Source organism: Pantoea sp. SGAir0180, from assembly GCF_043546245.1.
The window spans coordinates 810657-828873 of record NZ_CP028071.1 but is presented as its reverse complement, the minus strand read 5'-3'; the positions used below and the strand labels follow the sequence as shown (position 1 = coordinate 828873).

The window sequence follows — 18217 nt, the reverse complement described above, 5'->3', positions numbered from 1 at the left end:
ACACCACGAGGTCGCGTTATGAGTAACAGTGAAGTGCAGGTCCGTCGTCTCAATGCCACGCCACGCGGCGTGGGCGTCATGTGCGATTTCTATGCGGTGAAAGCTGAAAACGCCACGCTGTGGGATCACCAGGGCCGCGAAATCATCGATTTCAGTGCCGGCATTGCCGTACTGAACACCGGACACCGTCATCCTAAGGTCATCGCCGCCATCAAGGAACAGCTCGACTGTTTTACCCATACTGCATTTCAGATCGTGCCCTATGAAAATTACATCGCACTTGCGGAAAAACTGAATGCGCGGGTGCCCGTCAACGGCCCTGCTAAAACCACCTTTTTCTCCACCGGCGCGGAAGCGGTTGAGAACGCGGTAAAAATTGCCCGCGCGGCGACCGGCCGTCCCGGCATCATCGCGTTTACCGGCGCGTTTCACGGGCGCACCAACATGACGATGTCGCTGACCGGCAAAGTGACCCCGTACAAAACCGGTTTCGGCCCTTTTGCTGGCTCAGTATTTCATGCCCGCTACCCGAATGCACTGCATGGCTGTAGCGTCGAGGACGCGCTGGAGAGTGTACAAACGATTTTTCGCTGCGATATCAGCCCGCAGCAGGTCGCAGCGATCATTTATGAGCCGATTCAGGGTGAAGGCGGTTTCAATGTCGCACCGGCGGCCTTCGTCACCGCGCTGCGTAAGCTGTGCGATGAACACGGCATCCTGCTGATTGCCGATGAGATTCAAAGTGGTTTTGCCCGCACAGGGAAACTGTTTGCCAGTGAGTACTATTCCGATGTACAGCCTGACCTGATCACCATGGCGAAAAGCCTGGCCGGCGGGATGCCGTTGTCGGCCGTGTCCGGACGGGCTGAGATTATGGATGCCCCGTTACCCGGCGGGCTGGGTGGCACCTATGCGGGAAGTCCTCCTGCCATTGCAGCCGCACTGGCCGTACTGGAGGTGATTCGTGAGGAGAACCTGTGCGAGCGCGCCCTGCAACTGGGCGGGCAGCTGGCCGAAACGCTGAAAGGCGCGGGTTGTAACGCGCTGGCGGACGTGCGTGGGCGGGGTTCGATGATTGCGGCTGAGTTCTGCGACAGCACAGGAAAACCGCGCGCGGACATCGCCAAAGCCATCCAGCAGGCGGCACTGGACGAAGGCTTACTTCTGCTCACCTGCGGTGTCCACGGTAACGTGATTCGCTTCCTTTATCCGCTGACCATCCCGGATGCACAGTTCCGCACGGCATTAAATCTGCTGAACCGCATTCTCGGTCAACACTAAGTTGAGCTGGCTGGCTGCCCGTTCCGCAGTCAGCTGAGCTGATGGCATCAGGATTGCAACGCAAACACCAGGCAGTGAGTTCTGCCTGACAAGAATAATTCAGGAGTTCGGGGATGATGAAAAAAATAGCGGCAATGGTGCTGGCAGCCGTGGCGCTGCAGGCACAAGCGGAAACCCTCACGGTAGTGTCCTTCGGCGGGACGAATAAAGACGCACAGGATAAAGCGTTCTATAAGCCGTTCATGGCCGTGGGAAAAGACAGCATCGAAGCAGGCGAATACAACGGTGAGATGGCCCGCATCCGCGCCATGGTCGAAACCAAACAGATCGGCTGGGATGTCGTCGAACTGGAAACTCCGGAACTGGAGCGCGGTTGTGAAGAAGGTCTGTTTGAAACCCTGGACTGGAGCAAAATTGGCAATAAAGCGGACTTTGCCAAAGGCAGCGTCAGCGAATGTGGGGCCGGTTTCTTCGTCTGGTCAACGGTACTGACCTACGATGGCAACAAACTGAAAACCGCCCCCACGAGTTGGGCCGATTTTTGGGATGTAGAAAAATTCCCGGGCAAACGTGCGCTGCGTAAGAGCGCAAAATATACCCTGGAAATCGCGCTGATGGCGGATGGCGTGAAGCGTGAAGATGTCTATAAGGTGCTGGCCACACCTGCGGGCGTGGATCGCGCCTTTAAGAAGCTTGATGTACTCAAGCCCCATATTCAGTGGTGGGAATCCGGGGCACAGCCGCTGCAGTGGCTGGTATCAGGCGACGTGACGCTGGCCTCGGCCTATAACGGCCGTATCGGCACCGCCCAGGCAGAAGGCCATAACTTTAAAATCGTCTGGGATGGCAACCTGTATGACTTCGATAACTGGGCGATTGTGAAAGGCTCAAAACATAAAGCGCTGGCAGAGAAATTCATCGCCTTCTCGCTGCAGCCTGAGAACCAAAAGGTCTATGCCGAAAATATTCCTTATGGCCCCGCCAATATCAAAGCAGGCAAACTGCTGGCGGCGGACCGTCTGGCTCAACTGCCAACAGCGCCCGAAAACATGGCCAAAGCCGTACAGGTTAACGCCACGTTCTGGCTGGAGCATGGTGAAGAACTGGAACAGCGTTTTAACGCCTGGGCCGCGAAATAACCTGCTGCCGGACGCGATCCGGCAGCCCCTTTTCAGGAGGTCGGCATGAGTCAAAACCCCGTGATGGATTCAGCGCCCGTCAGACGTAGAGAACGCGCGTTCAGCCTGCGCCACTCGTTCAACCGGGCAGGTTGGTTAAAAACACAACGCTCTCTGTTTTTAGTGGCCCCGTTACTGATTTTCGTCGTGGTGTGCTTTTTATTCCCTATCGGCTCTATCCTCAGCATGAGCGTGAGCAATCCTGAGCTTAATGACGCCTTACCCCAAACCAGCCAGGCCCTGGCGAAATGGGACGGTAAAGCGCTACCGGATGAGAGCCTGTATGCACTGCTTGCAAAAGAAGTCAGCGCGGCACGCGAACAGGGCCAGATTTCGGGGATTGCGAAGCGGTTAAGTTATGAAGATAACGCGTTTCGCCGCCTGATCCTGGCCGTACCGCGCCAGGCGCCCGAGGATGGCCTTAACGTCAAAGCCACCCTTATCGACAAACAGCCCCTGTGGGGCGAGTTATCCACCTGGCAAACCCTGAAGCGCGTAGCAAAGCCTTATACCAGCTATTACCTGCTGTCGGTGTTTGACCATAAAGTCGATGCCAGAACGGGTGAAATCACCGCACAGTCGCCGGATCAGGCGCTGTATGTCAACGTCCTGCTGCGCACCTTATGGATGGCCACCGTCGTGACGTTATTGTGCGTGGGGCTGGGTTATCCGCTGGCCTACTGGCTGGCGAAACAGCCTTCTAACCGGGCCAATCTGTTGATGATTATGGTGCTGCTGCCCTTCTGGACCTCACTGATTGTGCGGACGGCCAGCTGGATTGTGCTGTTACAGTCCGGCGGATTAATCAACCGCACGCTGATGGGCACCGGGCTTATCGACAGCCCGCTCACCCTGGTGTTTAACCGGGTGGGGGTTTACATCTCCATGACACATATATTGCTGCCTTTTATCGTGCTGCCGCTGTATGCCGTAATGAAAGGCATATCCCCCAGCTACGTCCGCGCAGCGGTGTCGCTGGGCGCGCATCCGTTTGTCGCCTTCTGGCGCGTCTATGTGCCGCAGACCTTTGCCGGGATCACCGCAGGTGCGTTGCTGGTGTTTATGATGGCGATTGGCTACTACGTGACGCCAGCCCTGCTGGGCGGCCCGGACGACCAGATGGTCAGCTACTTTGTCGCCTTCTTTACTAACAGCACGATGAACTGGGGCATGGCCGCCGCCCTGGGCAGCCAGTTACTGATCATTGTCACGTTACTGTATGTGGTCTATTCGCGCGTTACCCGCACTTCTTCTGAAGCTGCGGTGCGTTAAGGAGCAAATGATGAGACAACAAGGTTCCACGCTGCTGCGGGTCTGGCGTTACCTGTTTAATTTTTACGGTGCCGCCGCCCTGCTGTTTTTAATAGTGCCGGTGCTGGTGATCGTGCCGTTGTCGTTTAACGCCAGTTCGTTTTTAAGCTATCCCCTCAGTGGCTTTTCATTGCGCTGGTACGACGCGTTTTTCCATTCTAACGAATGGCTGGGCGCGCTGATGAACAGCCTGCTGGTGGCTCCGCTGGCCACCCTGCTGGCCACCGTGCTGGGCGTACTGGCCGCGATGGGCCTGGTACGGGGTGACTTTCGCGGTAAAGCGCTGGTGATGGCAGTCATCATTTCACCGATGGTGGCACCGGTGGTGATCATCGCGGTGGGCATGTTTTTCTTCTTTGCCAAACTGTCCCTGCTAAACAGCTATCTCGGGCTGGTTCTGGCTCATGCGCTGCTGGGCGTCCCGTTTGTGGTGATCACGGTCGTGGCCGTCCTGAAAAGTTATGACACCAACCTGACGCGCGCCGCCGTCAGTCTCGGCGCCTCACCACTGCTGGCGTTTTGTAAAGTCACCCTGCCGCTGATTGCACCGGGCGTGTTTTCCGGGGCGTTATTTGCCTTCGCGACCTCCTTTGATGAAGTAGTCGTCACGCTGTTTCTTGCCAGCCCTACGCAGCGGACGCTACCGATTCAGATGTTTGCCGGTATCCGCGAGAACCTCGATCCCACCATTGCAGCGGCAGCCACCATTATGATTGCGGCCTCTCTGTTGCTCCTGATCGTGATGGAAGTACTGCGCCGCCGTGGCGAAAAAATGCGTCAGCCGCAGCCGGTCTGATCCTCGTGACTTGCTTTGCGTACGCACCACACCGCCCTTTCTGCTGAGAGGGCGATTTTTTATTGATCCCGGGCACAGGCGCGTGATGTCAGCCACGATCCTCACAATGGGTTAACGATCAAACGCCTTAATGCAATACCCGGCTGAGACATCGTCAAGACAGACTGGCGCGGTGGCGGAAAAGCGAAAGCCGACGCCCGAGGAAGAATGACGCTGCCCGCCAGGAAAAGGCTGCCGTCAATCGTATTGTGGAGCGCGTTGCCGCAAAAGAAGGAAGGATGCTTTGCGAACGGCAAGGCGTTCGCAAAGCAGAAAACTCAGTTGCTGTTTTCGTTATTGCGGCTCAGCCACAACGACAGCGCTTTGAGTGAATCATCGGTAAACTCGTCGCAACGGGCAGTGATTTCATCCGGCGTCATCCAGAAGATTTCATCGACCTCTTCTTCCTGCATCGCAAACGGGCCGTGAGAGACGCAACTGAACAATCCGCCCCAGACGCGGCAGTGCTCATCTTCGAAATAGAACTTGCCATGCTCCGCAAAGGGCACGTCGGCAATACCCAGCTCTTCTTCCGCTTCACGTCGGGCAGATTCCAGCATATCCTCACCGCTCTGCACCACGCCGCCTGCCGTCGCATCCAGTTTACCCGGCATAAAATCTTTGATTTCAGTACGGCGCTGAACCAGTATTTTCCCCATACCATCGTGAACCACGATATAGGTCGCGCGGTGACGTAAGCATTGTGCACGCATCTGCGCGCGCGTAGCCTGCGCAACGACTTCATTCTCTTCGCTTACGATATCGACCCACTCGATCTCGCCACCAGCAGTTTGATCCACCATCCGTAACCCTTTCCTGTTTAGCGTGTCTTCATGCACGCGCTGTTTGCCACATCTATATCATAGTGTGTCGTAAGGTAATCACTTATGACAACTTGAGCAAGCGCCGATCGCTAGCGATGTTTACCGCTCTCCGTCAACCACAACTGCACCGATGCACGCTGCCACTGAAACTCAGCATAATGCTGTAAACGGGTTGGCAGGGGATCACCGTGAAGCGCCAGTCGATTAAGCATGACAGCCAAATCGGTATCTGCAATCGACCACTCACCAAAAAGGTTTTGCTGCCCTTCCGGTAACAGCCGCTGTACGGCACTTATCAGCTTATCGGCCGCCTGAAGCGCAGCGGGCGAAAGCGGCGCAAAGCGCTCTGCGGCGAACAGCACTTCTGTGGGACGCTCCTGTCTGATCGGCAGCAAATCACTGCGTAGCCAGGCCTGAATCTCCCGCGCGCGCGCGCGTTTCTCGCGATCTTTAGGATAGAGCCGTTCAAATTCTGGCGCGGCAAAGCGCTCTTCAAGGTATTCACAAATGGCTGAGGACTCACTCAGCATAAACTCATCAACCTGTAACGTTGGCACACGGCAGGTCAGTGACAGGCTACGGTAGGTGTCGTCAAGCTGCTGGTTTTGGGATAAATCAATGCGCCTGACGCTAAAAGGGATCCCCTTTTCCGTCAGCGCAACGTAAACCGACATCACATAAGGACTGAAAAACGATGAATCTGACCACAGGGTAATGGAGGGGTAATTCATCTGCTACCTCGATATCGCTGACAGGGGTGCATCATGTTTACCGATTTTTATTTCTGAAAACAACCCGGTGCTGGTCCGATGTTTGCCGCCACCGCACGAAATTACGAAGCGGCTCACGCCAGCCGGTAACGACTCTTCTATGATGAAGTAAGCAAAAAATAAAAAATCAGACGGAGCCGCACTATGCATATCTTAATGACCGGTGGAACCGGGCTTATTGGCCGCCATCTTATTCCGCAGTTACAGGCGCGTGGTCACACGATCAGCGTGGTGACCCGCGATGTCGTAGCCGCACGGGAAACGCTGGGCGAAAATATCGCCTTCTGGTCTGGCCTCGCACAGCAGCATTCGCTGGATGGGGTGGATGCCGTGATCAACCTGGCCGGTGAACCGATTGCCGATAAACGCTGGACCGAGCCGCATAAGCAGCAACTGTGCGAGAGCCGCTGGCAAATCACAGAACGTATTGCCTCACTCATCAATGCCAGCACCACGCCGCCGCGCGTGTTGATTTCGGGGTCGGCGACCGGCTTTTACGGCAACAGTGGTGAAGTGGTCCTGACCGAAGAGGATCCCGGCCAGAATGAATTTACGCATACGCTCTGTGCCCGTTGGGAACAGCTGGCACTGACGGCACAAAGTGACCGGACGCGCGTCTGCCTGCTGCGCACCGGCGTGGTGCTGGCGCGTGAGGGCGGCGCCCTGAGCAAAATGAAACTGCCGTTCAGGCTCGGCGTCGGTGGCCCGCTCGGCAGCGGTAAACAGTATATGCCGTGGATCCACATCGATGACATGGTCAACGGCATCCTGTGGCTTCTGGATCATGACGACTGCCAGGGTCCGTATAACATGGTCGCGCCCTATGCGGTGCGCAACGAGCAGTTTGCCGCCACGCTGGGCGAGGTCATGCACCGCCCGGCTTTCATGCGCACGCCCGCCAGCGCCATTAAGCTGATGATGGGCGAATCCTCAGTGCTGGTGCTCGGTGGACAACATGTGCTGCCTAAACGGCTGGAGGCCGCAGGGTTTCGCTTCCGCTGGTATGACCTGCATGATGCCTTAAAGGACGTGGTTAAGGGGTAATGCCGGGGGAGCCTGTGGCTCCCCTTCTTCTATTGCGATGTTACTGCGGACCCTGACTTGCGCGCTGTACGTTGCGCGCCATGATGAGGCTGCGGCACACGGATAATAAACGTCAGCACCCCGGCAAACAGATACAAGCCGGTATAAGCCCACACCACCCCGACGATATCAAAAAACGGCAACAGCATAGAGGCGATGGCCGGCGCGACAAAATTGCTCATCCCCGCTGACAGGTTATAAACCGAGACCGCCGCGCCCTGATGATGCGGCTCCAGCGTGGGAAAGACGGCCGTCATCGGCACAAACGCCGCGACGAAAATCCCCAACATGACGGCCGGAATAAGGGCGACCATGAAGTTATGACCGGCATAAACGGGCAGATAGTAGAATGCCAGACTGGAGAGCGCCATGCCCAGACAGCCAAACCAGCGCACCTGACGGATCCAGCCAATCCGCTCGCCCATGATGCCCCAGAAGATATTGGTGAAGATGGTGACAAAGAAAAACACCGCCCAGATTTGTAACCACTCCGACAAGGTGAAACCCAGCCGATCCACAAACAGCAGCGGCATGATGATGGCAAAACCAAACAGCGACAGCGTATTAATAATGCGGATCAGGCAGGCGTAAAACACATGCTGATTAGTAAACAGGATGGTCACCGCCCGGGACATTTCCGTCATTTTCTCGCGCATCGGTAAGTGCACGCGTGAGCGGTCGACCGGCACATGGCGCAGGCTAAAAAACGCCAGTACGCCACCGCAGGCCACCCAGGCAATCGCCAGCCATAATGTCCCGGTTTCACCAAGAGAGGGAATAATCAGGCTGGGCAGATAGCTCCCTACCACACCAATCCCTACCGAATACATTGCCCAGAACCAGCCCGTCGCCGCCGCGAGGCGTTCACGCGGTAACACCTGGACCAGCAGCATCATAAAAGAATAGATAAACAGCGGATAAGCCAGGCCGCGAATGCCGTAGAACAGCAGCATAAGGGGATAATTACGCAGTCCCAGCCCCAGGCTCATGAACAGGGCATGCATGACAATCCACAAGACAAAACCGATTAACATGGCGCGCTGAGGCGTAATCAGTTCCGCCACCACGCCGGAGGCCCAGGCGGCCAGCGCGACCGCTAAACCGTAACAGGTAAACACCAGCGCCGACTGGCCCGGCGTGAAGCCCATATCGGTGATATGGCGTGACAGAAATGCCATTTCGAAACCGTCTCCTGCCATAAAAATCGCAATGGCGACGAATCCCCAGATCAGCTGTTTGGGCAAGCCAAACCAGTACGCAGTTGCATGCATAACGATGGTCCTTCTCTGTTCGGTTACAGGTTAATCAGGCCAGTGAACGGGTCTGAACTTGTTGGTGATATAGCGCGCGGAATCGTGCCAGACGTTGTTGCAGCACCGCTCGAACTTCGGGGTCCGGCAGATAGCGCGCCTGCACGGAGGGTTTGCGGCACACGATCGCTTCATCCCCGCCCGTCGCCAGCCAGGCCAGTCGCGCCGCGCCCAGCGCGCCGGACGCGCTGGCCGGATGCGTCACCACAGGAGAGTCCAGCACATCGGCAATCAGTTGCGCCCACAGGCTGCTGCGCGCGCCACCACCGGTCAGGCTGAACTGCGTGATGTCCTGCCGTCCGTCGCCCAGAACGGCCAGACCGTCGGCCAGGCCAAACGCGACACCTTCCAGCACCGCGTACCCCAAGAGGGCGCGCTGAGTTTCGTGGCGCAGGTCATAAAACGCGCCCGTGGCATCAGGGTCGTTATGCGGCGTGCGCTCGCCAGAGAGATAGGGCAGGAAAAGTGGGGCCCGCTGTTTCTGTGTTGGGCTCAGCTCAGCCACGTCCTCAAGCAGTTGATTTTCACTGACCGACAGCAGCTGACATACCCAGCGCAGGCAGCTTGCAGCACTGAGCATGACGCTCATCTGGTGCCAGCGACCAGGCAGCGCATGGCAGAACGCATGCACACCGGACTGCGGATCGGCCCGTAGCCGATCGTTGACCACAAAAATCACGCCGGAGGTCCCAAGGGAAATAAACGCATCGCCAGGGTGGATGGCACCGACGCCGACCGCTGACGTAGCGTTATCGCCACCGCCGCCGGCAACGATCACCGCTGTCGACAGGCCCCATTCGCGGGCAAGGTCAGGTCGCAACGTGCCGCTGACCGCATTGCCCTCCACGATTTCAGGCAGTTGCTCGCGACGCAGCCCTGTCGCGGCCAGTAGCGCGTCTGACCAGTCGCGCGTCGCCACGTCCAGCCATAATGTCCCGGCGGCATCGGAGGGATCCGTCACCCACCGTCCGGTTAACCGCCAGCGCAGGTAATCTTTCGGCAACAACACTTTGCTGATGCGGCTAAAGCAGGCGGGCTCGTGCTGCGCAACCCAGCGCAGTTTGGGTGCCGTAAAGCCCGGCATGATCATGTTGCCGCTGATTTGCATCATCTCGGGATGGTGCTGATGTAGCCAGTTACATTCCGCCGCGCTGCGCGTGTCGTTCCACAAAATACAGGGCCGCAAAATGTCGCCCTGTTCATCCAGCAGCACCGCACCGTGCATCTGGCCGGACAGGCCTATCGCCGTGACAGCCGACCAGGCCTGAGGCGCCTGCTGACGCAGACGCGCCATCACCTGTTGGCAGGCGTGCCACCAGTCATGCGGATGCTGCTCTGCCCAGTGCGGATGCGGCCGCTGCACCTGCAAGATGACATGTTCAGATGCCACAATGTCGCCCTGCGCATTCAGAATCAGCGCTTTCAGCTCGGATGTGCCAATATCGATACCCAGGTACATGTCGTTCCCCTATGCCACAGCCAGTTTCTGTTCCGGCTGGGCCAGCCATGTGGTGAGCCCGGCTACGGTAGCGGTGAGGCGTGCATGAAAATCGGCGGAAGTCGCCAGCGCCCCAAACAGGGAAGGCTGCGTCATATAGGTCCGCAACGGATCGGGCTGGGTGAACCACTGCTGAATCACGTCGGGTTGCAGAACACCATCCTGATAGTCGTAAGGCAGTTCGCCCTGCGCCCAGCGCTGCAAAAACAGATAAAACAGGGCCGGTAACACCACGCTGGCCGCGGGTGGCGTTCCGCGCTGATAGCACGCCTGCAAAGTGGGCGTGACCATCGCCGGGATTTTCGACAGACCATCCGCCGCCACACGCTGGTTGGTGTCTTTGATCCAGGGGTTACTGAAGCGCGACAGTACGACATCGCGGTATTCAGCCAGATTTAAGGGACTGGGAGACAACGACGGGATGACATCCTGCGAGACATACTCCCGGGCCATCTGATGAATCGCTTTCTGCCGGGTACTTTCGTCGATGTAGCGCAAGCCGATCAGCGTGCCCGCCCAGGCAATCGCGCTATGGGTGGCGTTGAGGATGCGGATCTTGGCTTCTTCCCAGGGCAACACCGACGCCACCAGCTCAACGCCGACCTGCTCCAGCGCCGGACGCCCGGCAATAAAGTCATCCTCAATCACCCACTGGATAAAGGATTCCGCCATCACCGGCACCGCGTCATCTTTACCCGTGGCCGCCAGCACACGTCCGGCGATATCCGCCGTAGGACGCGGTGTGATCCTGTCCACCATGGTATTCGGCGAGGTGGTGTAAGTCCGCACCCAGTCAGCCAGCGCCTCGTTCCCTTGTGCGTTAAGAAACGCCAAAAAGCCCTGGCGGAAACGCTCACCGTTATGGCGCAGATTATCGCAGTTCAGCAAGGTAACGGGGCCGCCGCCGTTCGCGACGCGCGCCGCCAGTATCCGCGCCAGCGCACCGTAAAGGGTGCGCGCCTCGCCCTGCAGATCCGCGCGAATATCGGGCTGCTGTAGATCCAGCGCATGTTCCGTCGTCAGGTAGTAACCGGCTTCCGTCACGGTAAAAGAAAGGATCCGGGTGGCAGGATCGGCACCCTGATGCACCAGGGCGCGAAGCGCGTTATCCCAGGGCAGAATCTTGCGAATCGAGGTAATCGTTTCATAGTCGCGTTCGCCCTGCGGCGTGACCGTTTCCAGCACATACTCGCCGTGCTGCGCAGCCAACTGGGTCAACAGCGGTGACGCATCCTCACGGATGTTCCCCAGCGCAATGTGCCACCGACTGTCCCCTTGCTGCATCAGCCGGTGCAGATACCATGCCTGATGAGCGCGATGAAAAGAGCCTGCCCCAATATGCATCCACACGGATGTTGTCATAGTCACCTCAATAAGCATTTGTCATAACAGAGGGCAATTGCCCGAACGCTGTATGTTAATCAGAGGTTACGAGTATTATCTGTGACAGATCTCACGATAAAAGCAATTGCCCAACACATGAGCTTTTGCCCTGATAGGTTTTTGCCGGCTATACGCGATAAACTAGCGATTCGCTGAGAAGGGAATGCCGTGATGAACAAAGAAGAGAAAAAGCAGGAACTGGCTGCACGCGCCGCCTGGATGTATTACGTGGCCGGGTTAACACAGCAAGAGATTGCCCGGGCGCTGGGACTCTCCAGGCAGGTTGCCCAGCGCCTGATTTCAGGCGCACGCGAAATGGGTATGGTCAGCGTCAAGATTGACCATCCTGTCACGCACTGCCTGCGCCTGGCACACGCGGTGCAGGAAGCCTTTGGCCTGCAGCACTGTCGTGTCGTCCCTTCTGCCGGGCTGGATGACCACGCTATTCAGCAAATGCTGGCGGTCGAAGGCGCAGAGGTTATGTCGCAGTTTATCAACGATGACCAGCCGCAGGTGTTTGGTATCGGTTCGGGTAAAACTCTGCGGGCGATTATTGATGCCCTGCCCTGGGTGGAGCGGCCCCAGCACCAGTGTGTTTCCATGATTGGTGCTATTGCGCGAGACGACTCCGGCACCCGCTATGACGTGCCGCTCAAGCTGTCTGAAAAAATGCAGGGCAAGTATTTCTTTATTCCTGCGCCGCTGTATGCCGACAGCCCGGAAGATAAACAGATGTGGTGCCAGCATCAGGTCTATCAACGCGTGGTCAGTCGGGCCTTACAGGCCAGTATGACCTTTCTCGGCATCGGCGAAGTCACACCCGGCTGTCCGCTCCATGCTGAAGGGTTTATCACCGACAGCCAGGTTCAGGCACTCAACGCGCGCGGCGTCGTTGGCGAAATGCTTGGCCACTTTTTCAATCAACAGGGTGAACGTGTGATGGGCGAGACCGATGCGCTGCTCACCAGCGTCACGCTGGAAAGCCGGACAACGCGTCCGATCATCGGTTTTGCAGGCGGCGAGCGCAAATTTGCCGCCATTCGGGCGGCATTAACAGGCGGCTGGATCTCGGGTCTGGTCACGGACGAATCTACCGCCACGCGCCTGTTAAGCAATGGCTCAACAGGCGCGGATCGGCTTACTTAAGAGAACCTTTCAGGAACTGCTGAAGGCGCGGGCTTTTGGGATTGCCGAACAACTCTGTCGGCGGCCCCTGCTCTTCAATCTTACCCTGATGCAGGAAAATCACATGGCTGGAAACGTGACGGGCAAACTCCATTTCATGCGTCACCACCACCATGGTTTTACCCTCTTCGGCCAGCTTCTGCATGATGCGCAGCACTTCCCCGACCAGTTCCGGGTCAAGGGCAGAAGTTGGCTCATCAAACAACAGCACCTCGGGCTCCATCGCCAGCGCGCGGGCAATCGACACACGTTGCTGCTGGCCGCCTGACAGGTGCACCGGATACTTTGATTGCGCCCGCTCATCAATGCCGACTTTATTCAGATAGGTGACAGCGCGTTCGCGCGCCTGGGCTTTGCTCAGGCCCAGCACCTGAATCGGTGCTTCCATGACATTTTCCAGCACCGTCATGTGGCTCCATAAATTAAAGTGCTGAAACACCATCGTCAGGCGGGTGCGCAGCAGGCGCAACTGCTCTTTGTCGGCCACCTTTAGCTGACCGTCGGTATCACGGACCAGCGAAATGGCGGTGTTATTGACCGTAATGGTGCCTTCGCTCGGTTTTTCGAGGAAGTTAATACAGCGCAAAAAGGTACTTTTCCCTGAGCCGGACGATCCAATAATACTGATGACATCGCCCGCATTAGCATGTAAAGACACGCCTTTTAATACTTCATGTTCACCGTAACGTTTATGCAGTTCGGTGACGCTTAATTTGTTATCAGCCATAGTCTTACTCAATGCGATGAAGAAGGTTTCACATGGGCCAGCCAGCGACGCTCCGCCAGGCGGAACAGGCTAATCAGTGTGTAGGAAATAATCAGGTACAGGACGGCCGCAATGCCAAACGCGGTAAAGGGCTGATACGTTGCCGCGTTGATGTCCCGGGCGATTTTGAGCAAATCAGGCACGGTTGCCGTAAAGGCCAGCGCGGTCGAGTGCAGCATCAATATCACCTCATTGCTGTAAACCGGCAAGGCGGTGCGCAGCGCAGAAGGCAAAATAATACAGCGATACAGTTTAAACGTTGAGAAACCATACGCGCGCGCGGCTTCAATTTCCCCGTGAGGCACAGCACGAATCGCACCGGCGAAAATCTCCGTCGTATAGGCGCAGGTATTCAGGGTAAACGCCAGTAAGGTACAGTTCAGTCCGCTGCGGAAAAACGCATTCAGCAACTCGGTGCCTTTCACGATCTCCAGCGTATACATGCCGGAATAGAATACCAGCAGTTGAACATACAGCGGCGTACCGCGAAAAACATAGGTAAAGAGCCAGACCGGCAGGCTGATAAAGCGATTCGGCGACACGCGTGCAATCGCCAGCAGTACCGCCATACAGCCGCCCAGCACCACCGAAACAATCAGCAGCCATAGCGTAATCGCCACGCCGGTGAAGCGGTAACCGTCAGTCCAGAGCAGTGATTTCCAGCACTCGTGGATAATCTCAATCATAGCTCTGCCCTCTTCACGCCAACCGTGTAGCGGCGATTGAGCCACCACAGCACGCCGTTAGACAGCGTGGTAAACACCAGATAGATCACACCCGCGACGATGGCGAAATAAAACGGCTGCCAGGTGCTCTTGCCCGCCAGCTGCGTGGCTTTAACCACATCTTCCAGCCCCAGCAGCGAGACCAGCGCGGTCGCTTTCAGGATCACCTGCCAGTTATTACCAATCCCGGGCAGCGCATAACGCATCATCGCCGGAAAGAGGATGCGACGGAAAACCTGGGAACCGGTAAAACCAAACGCGGTCGCGGCTTCGATTTGCCCTTTGGGCACGGCCATGAAGGCCCCGCGAAACGTCTCGGTAAAATAGGCCCCGTAGATGAAGCCCAGGGTGATAATGCCCGCGACCATAGGATCGATATCGAACTGCGCCAGACCCAGCGCATCGGTGATGTGGTTCAGCACTATCTGCAGACCGTAGAAGATCAGGAGCATCAGGACGAGATCGGGCACGCCACGAATCAGCGTCGTGTAGCCCTCAAAAATAATCGACAGCAGGCGATGACGTGACAGCTTCGCGCCTGCGCCAATCAGCCCGAGAATCACCGCCAGCAGCACGGAACTCAGTGCCAGCTCCAGCGTGACCAACGTGCCTTTTAAAATGACATCAGAATAGCCATACAACATGGAAAAGATCCTGTCGTGGGGTGGAAACGGCGCTGAACCCGCCACGTGGGCGGGCAGCGTTGCTTCTGGTAAGGCATCAACCACAACGCAGAGGTTGCCGGGGCCAGTGCGGCCAGGGCAACCAGGCGTTATCCGGTCAGGCGATTACCAGAGGCAAAGTCGACAGGTTAGTCACCGTACACGTTGAAATTAAAGTATTTCTTCGCAATTTTGTCGTACGTACCGTCTTTGCGCATGGATTCAAACGCTTTATCAATGGCCGCTTTCAGCTCGGTGTCATCTTTACGTAATCCTATACCGGTACCGACGCCAAAAATCTTGTCATCTTTCACGGCCGGACCGGCAAAAGCGTAGTCTTTACCGACAGGCTGCTTCAGGAAGCCTTCAGCCGCCTGCACTTCATCCTGGAATGCGGCATCAATACGGCCCGCAGTCAGATCCTGGTACACCAGATCCTGGTTCGCATAAGGCGTGACGGTCACACCTTTTGGACGCCAGTACTGGTTAGCATAGGTTTCCTGCGTGGTGCCTTGCAGCACACCGACGTTTTTGCCTTTCAGCGATTCAACCGTCGGCAGAATTTTCGAACCTTTAGGCGCGACTAAACGGGCATTGGCCGCATAGAGTTTGTCAGAGAAAGCAATCTCTTCCTGACGTTTCGCGGTGATAGAGAGCGAGGAGATGATAGCGTCGATTTTTTTAGCTTTAAGCGACGGAATCAGCGCGTCAAAGTCGCTTTCCACATAGGTACATTTGGTCTGAATACGTTTACAGATTTCGTTAGCCAGATCGATATCAAAACCGACTAACTGTCCTTGCGCGTTTTTTGACTCAAACGGCGGGTATGTTGGGTCAGTGCCGACACGAATCGAGGCCGGTACGGCTGCAAATACGCTGGCCACACTGGACAGGCCCAACATTAAAGAAAGAGCCAGAACACGCTTCTTCATAGATTACCCTCAGCAAATTATTGTTATGTGATGCATGATGTGTGTTTGCAACGAACACTGCCAGTAACCTGTGCACGTTTCGTGCCAGTTATGCAGGTCTGCCGCGCACCCAGCCCGCCGTTTTTGCCACATAAAGGCTGGGTTTGTGAAAGGAATATATCAGTGAAGTCACAGAGAAAAAGCGATGTTGTGAACTTTTAGTTCACCAAATGCAGGAACAGTGATCGCTCCCGCGCTTTTGCACTAAATAAGTGCACAAGCTGAACCTTATGCACCTTGCCAGCGCACAAACAAATCTTGAGGCAGTTCAATGTCGAACTGATCGATAACCCGGTTAATTGTTTGATCGACCAGTTCGTCAATGGTTGTCGGACGATGATAAAACGCCGGTACCGGCGGCATGATAATCGCCCCTAATTCAGCGGCAGTCGTCATCATCCGCAGGTGGCCAATATGCAGCGGCGTTTCACGTACGCAGAGTACCAGCTTGCGCTGCTCTTTAAGCACCACGTCCGCCGCGCGCGTCAGCAGGGAATCGCTGTAGCTGTGCACAATGCCCGACAGGGTTTTCATTGAACACGGTAAAATCACCATGCCCAGGGTTTTAAACGACCCGGAGGAAATGCTGGCGGCAATGTCGCGCACATCATGAACCACATCGGCCAGCGCCTGAACATCGCGCAGACTGTAGTCACTTTCCAGGCTCAGCGTCTGACGCGCCGCGTGACTGATGACCAGATGGGTTTCCACGTCGCTGACCTGCTGCAAGACCTGCAGTAACCGCACGCCGTAAATCACACCGCTTGCGCCGGAAATACCAATAATGAGTCGTTTCATCGTTCAACCTTGCAGTGGCAAAGTGCACCATAATAGCGCAGCGCGACAAAAAACACAGAGGGCGGGATAAGTCCCGCCCTCTTTTTTTGCATCAGGCCTGATTAGCCTTCGTTATGCAGTTCAAGATTTTCGACTTCGTTCTGCCGCGCAATGGCTTTCGCGTCGTCGTTACGCAGGGATTCCAGATATTCAAGGTAGCCCTGATCCACATCTTTAGTAACGTAAACCCCGTTAAAAACGGAGCACTCGAACTGAACGATATCGGGATTCTCTTCGCGTACGGCTTCGATGAGGTCATTGAGATCCTGGAAAATCAGCGCATCTGCTTTGATAATCTGACGAATCTCTTCGACTTCGCGGCCATGGGCAATCAGCTCAGTGGCGCTCGGCATATCAATGCCGTAGACGTTAGGGAAGCGCACTTCCGGAGCCGCAGAGGCGAGATAAACCTTTTTAGCCCCTGCTTCGCGTGCCATTTCAATAATCTGCTCAGACGTGGTGCCACGCACGATAGAGTCATCGATCAGCAAGACGTTTTTATCGCGGAATTCGGCGCGGTTAGCATTGAGTTTGCGGCGCACGGCGCTGCGGCGCAGCTGCTGACCCGGCATGATAAAGGTACGACCGACATAGCGGTTTTTCACAAATCCCTGGCGGTAAGGCTTATCAAGGATGCGGGCGATTTCCAGTGCCGTATCCATGGAAGTTTCCGGAATGGGGATCACCACATCGATATCCAGATCTTCCCATTCACGGGCAATCTTCTGGCCCAGCTTAGTGCCCATGCGGACGCGCGCGCTGTAGACCGAAATTTTGTCCAGGAAGGAGTCCGGTCGGGCAAAATAGACGTATTCGAACAGGCACGGATTGTTCTTGGGGTTCTCGGCACACTGGCGGGTCGAAAGCTGGCCCTGCTCCGTGATGTACACCGCTTCACCCGGCGCGACGTCACGGATGAATTCAAAACCCAGTGTATCCAGCGCGACGCTCTCTGAGGCCACCATATACTCGGTACGGCCATCCGCAATGACGCGTTTGCCCAGCACCAGCGGACGAATACCGTTAGGATCGCGGAAGGCGACCATGCCGTGACCGATAATCATCGAGACCACCGCATACGCGCCGCGAACCTGCTGATGCACGGCGGCGATAGCGGCAAAAATGTTGTCGGCTTCCAGCGGATAGTGCTGAAAACGATCCAGTTCCTGCGCGAAGATATTCAGCAGGATCTCTGAGTCTGACGTGGTGTTCACATGACGGCGGCCTTTTTCGAACAGCTGCTTACGCAGTTCATGTGCGTTGGTCAGGTTACCGTTGTGTGCAAGAGAAATCCCGTACGGCGAGTTGACGTAGAACGGTTGCGCTTCAGAAGCGCTGGAGCTGCCCGCTGTAGGATAGCGTGCATGACCAATCCCCATGTTGCCTTGTAAACGCTGCATATGACGGGCTTCGAAAACATCGCTGACCAGGCCGTTGGCCTTGCGCAGGCGAAAGCAGTTGAGCGCATCAATCGTACAAATGCCTGCGGCATCCTGCCCACGATGCTGGAGCACCGTTAACGCGTCATAGATCGACTGGTTTACCGGCATGAAACCGGTGATACCGACAATACCGCACATGTTGTCATTTCCTCATTA

Annotated in this window: 17 protein-coding genes; 6 read left to right on the top strand and 11 right to left on the bottom strand. The window is 56.4% G+C overall.

Features of this window, described 5'->3' with window-relative positions; all coding sequences use genetic code 11:
* Positions 1–18 precede the first annotated feature (18 nt).
* The 4 genes from C1N58_RS04105 (at position 19) to C1N58_RS04090 (ending at position 4566) form a co-directional block, all read left to right on the top strand.
* Complete coding sequence (locus C1N58_RS04105) at positions 19–1281, top strand: 4-aminobutyrate--2-oxoglutarate transaminase (RefSeq protein WP_164482320.1); 1263 nt, start codon at positions 19–21, stop codon at positions 1279–1281.
* A 113-nt stretch (positions 1282–1394) separates the two neighbouring features.
* Positions 1395–2420 carry an ABC transporter substrate-binding protein gene (locus C1N58_RS04100; RefSeq protein WP_394564619.1) on the top strand — a complete coding sequence of 342 codons (1026 nt, stop codon included), beginning with the start codon at positions 1395–1397 and terminating at the stop codon, positions 2418–2420.
* A 45-nt stretch (positions 2421–2465) separates the two neighbouring features.
* Positions 2466–3731, top strand: a complete 1266-nt coding sequence (locus tag C1N58_RS04095; RefSeq protein ID WP_205956787.1) for an ABC transporter permease — start codon at positions 2466–2468, stop codon at positions 3729–3731.
* Positions 3732–3741: 10 nt separating this feature from the next.
* Complete coding sequence (locus C1N58_RS04090; protein ID WP_033740651.1) at positions 3742–4566, top strand: ABC transporter permease; 825 nt, start codon at positions 3742–3744, stop codon at positions 4564–4566.
* 317 nt (positions 4567–4883) lie between these two features.
* On the opposite strand, the gene yfcD is transcribed toward C1N58_RS04090, so the two are convergent.
* Both yfcD and yfcF read right to left on the bottom strand, forming a co-directional pair.
* The gene (gene yfcD / locus C1N58_RS04085) at positions 4884–5408 is read right to left on the bottom strand and encodes an NUDIX hydrolase YfcD (protein WP_033740653.1); all 525 of its coding nucleotides are present in this window, start codon (positions 5406–5408) and stop codon (positions 4884–4886) included.
* A gap of 110 nt (positions 5409–5518) precedes the next feature.
* Positions 5519–6160 (bottom strand): glutathione transferase, encoded by a 642-nt coding sequence (gene yfcF, locus C1N58_RS04080; protein ID WP_033740655.1) that lies wholly within the window; start codon positions 6158–6160, stop codon positions 5519–5521.
* A gap of 183 nt (positions 6161–6343) precedes the next feature.
* Here yfcF and C1N58_RS04075 point away from each other — a divergent pair, with 183 nt between their 5' ends.
* Positions 6344–7243: a TIGR01777 family oxidoreductase gene (locus C1N58_RS04075; RefSeq protein WP_033740657.1), complete on the top strand. Its 900-nt coding sequence runs from the start codon at positions 6344–6346 to the stop codon at positions 7241–7243.
* Between the two features lie 29 nt (positions 7244–7272).
* Here the strand turns inward: C1N58_RS04075 and C1N58_RS04070 are convergent, their stop codons facing one another.
* The 3 genes from C1N58_RS04070 to dalD are packed head-to-tail and all read right to left on the bottom strand — an operon-like array spanning position 7273 to position 11452.
* Positions 7273–8553 (bottom strand): MFS transporter, encoded by a 1281-nt coding sequence (locus C1N58_RS04070; protein WP_039339700.1) that lies wholly within the window; start codon positions 8551–8553, stop codon positions 7273–7275.
* A 34-nt stretch (positions 8554–8587) separates the two neighbouring features.
* On the bottom strand, positions 8588–10051 hold the full coding sequence (gene xylB, locus C1N58_RS04065) for a xylulokinase (protein WP_394564618.1): 1464 nt from the start codon (positions 10049–10051) through the stop codon (positions 8588–8590).
* A 9-nt stretch (positions 10052–10060) separates the two neighbouring features.
* The gene (gene dalD / locus C1N58_RS04060; RefSeq protein ID WP_394564617.1) at positions 10061–11452 is read right to left on the bottom strand and encodes a D-arabinitol 4-dehydrogenase; all 1392 of its coding nucleotides are present in this window, start codon (positions 11450–11452) and stop codon (positions 10061–10063) included.
* A gap of 192 nt (positions 11453–11644) precedes the next feature.
* Here dalD and C1N58_RS04055 point away from each other — a divergent pair, with 192 nt between their 5' ends.
* The gene (locus C1N58_RS04055) at positions 11645–12619 is read left to right on the top strand and encodes a sugar-binding transcriptional regulator (RefSeq protein WP_394564866.1); all 975 of its coding nucleotides are present in this window, start codon (positions 11645–11647) and stop codon (positions 12617–12619) included.
* Here the strand turns inward: C1N58_RS04055 and hisP are convergent.
* The 6 genes from hisP to purF all read right to left on the bottom strand — a co-directional run bounded on the left by hisP (position 12612) and on the right by purF (position 18199).
* Positions 12612–13385, bottom strand: a complete 774-nt coding sequence (gene hisP / locus C1N58_RS04050) for a histidine ABC transporter ATP-binding protein HisP (protein ID WP_033740666.1) — start codon at positions 13383–13385, stop codon at positions 12612–12614. The two genes, C1N58_RS04055 and hisP, sit on opposite strands and share 8 nt — an antisense overlap.
* Before the next feature lie 8 nt (positions 13386–13393).
* The gene (locus C1N58_RS04045) at positions 13394–14110 is read right to left on the bottom strand and encodes an ABC transporter permease (protein ID WP_394564616.1); all 717 of its coding nucleotides are present in this window, start codon (positions 14108–14110) and stop codon (positions 13394–13396) included.
* Positions 14107–14793, bottom strand: coding sequence for a histidine ABC transporter permease HisQ (locus C1N58_RS04040; RefSeq protein WP_394564615.1), 687 nt, complete (start codon positions 14791–14793; stop codon positions 14107–14109). Before C1N58_RS04040 ends, C1N58_RS04045 begins: the two co-directional genes overlap by 4 nt.
* Positions 14794–14960: 167 nt before the next feature.
* Positions 14961–15743, bottom strand: coding sequence for a lysine/arginine/ornithine ABC transporter substrate-binding protein ArgT (gene argT, locus C1N58_RS04035; RefSeq protein ID WP_006120054.1), 783 nt, complete (start codon positions 15741–15743; stop codon positions 14961–14963).
* Between the two features lie 267 nt (positions 15744–16010).
* On the bottom strand, positions 16011–16580 hold the full coding sequence (locus tag C1N58_RS04030) for a UbiX family flavin prenyltransferase (protein ID WP_006120055.1): 570 nt from the start codon (positions 16578–16580) through the stop codon (positions 16011–16013).
* 101 nt (positions 16581–16681) lie between these two features.
* Positions 16682–18199 carry an amidophosphoribosyltransferase gene (purF, locus tag C1N58_RS04025; protein ID WP_033740671.1) on the bottom strand — a complete coding sequence of 506 codons (1518 nt, stop codon included), beginning with the start codon at positions 18197–18199 and terminating at the stop codon, positions 16682–16684.
* Positions 18200–18217: the final 18 nt, after the last annotated feature.

What these genes read in the sequence shown, in the direction of transcription:
- purF (WP_033740671.1), bottom strand. Translation starts at nt 18,199, where the DNA reads ATGTGCGGTATTGTCGGTATCACCGGTTTCATGCCGGTAAACCAGTCG.
- yfcD (WP_033740653.1), bottom strand. Translation starts at nt 5,408, where the DNA reads ATGGTGGATCAAACTGCTGGTGGCGAGATCGAGTGGGTCGATATCGTA.
- C1N58_RS04105 (WP_164482320.1), top strand. Translation starts at nt 19, where the DNA reads ATGAGTAACAGTGAAGTGCAGGTCCGTCGTCTCAATGCCACGCCACGC.
- dalD (WP_394564617.1), bottom strand. Translation starts at nt 11,452, where the DNA reads ATGACAACATCCGTGTGGATGCATATTGGGGCAGGCTCTTTTCATCGC.
- C1N58_RS04075 (WP_033740657.1), top strand. Translation starts at nt 6,344, where the DNA reads ATGCATATCTTAATGACCGGTGGAACCGGGCTTATTGGCCGCCATCTT.
- C1N58_RS04055 (WP_394564866.1), top strand. Translation starts at nt 11,645, where the DNA reads ATGAACAAAGAAGAGAAAAAGCAGGAACTGGCTGCACGCGCCGCCTGG.
- argT (WP_006120054.1), bottom strand. Translation starts at nt 15,743, where the DNA reads ATGAAGAAGCGTGTTCTGGCTCTTTCTTTAATGTTGGGCCTGTCCAGT.
- C1N58_RS04090 (WP_033740651.1), top strand. Translation starts at nt 3,742, where the DNA reads ATGAGACAACAAGGTTCCACGCTGCTGCGGGTCTGGCGTTACCTGTTT.
- C1N58_RS04030 (WP_006120055.1), bottom strand. Translation starts at nt 16,580, where the DNA reads ATGAAACGACTCATTATTGGTATTTCCGGCGCAAGCGGTGTGATTTAC.
- yfcF (WP_033740655.1), bottom strand. Translation starts at nt 6,160, where the DNA reads ATGAATTACCCCTCCATTACCCTGTGGTCAGATTCATCGTTTTTCAGT.
- C1N58_RS04070 (WP_039339700.1), bottom strand. Translation starts at nt 8,553, where the DNA reads ATGCATGCAACTGCGTACTGGTTTGGCTTGCCCAAACAGCTGATCTGG.
- C1N58_RS04100 (WP_394564619.1), top strand. Translation starts at nt 1,395, where the DNA reads ATGATGAAAAAAATAGCGGCAATGGTGCTGGCAGCCGTGGCGCTGCAG.
- C1N58_RS04045 (WP_394564616.1), bottom strand. Translation starts at nt 14,110, where the DNA reads ATGATTGAGATTATCCACGAGTGCTGGAAATCACTGCTCTGGACTGAC.
- xylB (WP_394564618.1), bottom strand. Translation starts at nt 10,051, where the DNA reads ATGTACCTGGGTATCGATATTGGCACATCCGAGCTGAAAGCGCTGATT.
- C1N58_RS04095 (WP_205956787.1), top strand. Translation starts at nt 2,466, where the DNA reads ATGAGTCAAAACCCCGTGATGGATTCAGCGCCCGTCAGACGTAGAGAA.
- C1N58_RS04040 (WP_394564615.1), bottom strand. Translation starts at nt 14,793, where the DNA reads ATGTTGTATGGCTATTCTGATGTCATTTTAAAAGGCACGTTGGTCACG.
- hisP (WP_033740666.1), bottom strand. Translation starts at nt 13,385, where the DNA reads ATGGCTGATAACAAATTAAGCGTCACCGAACTGCATAAACGTTACGGT.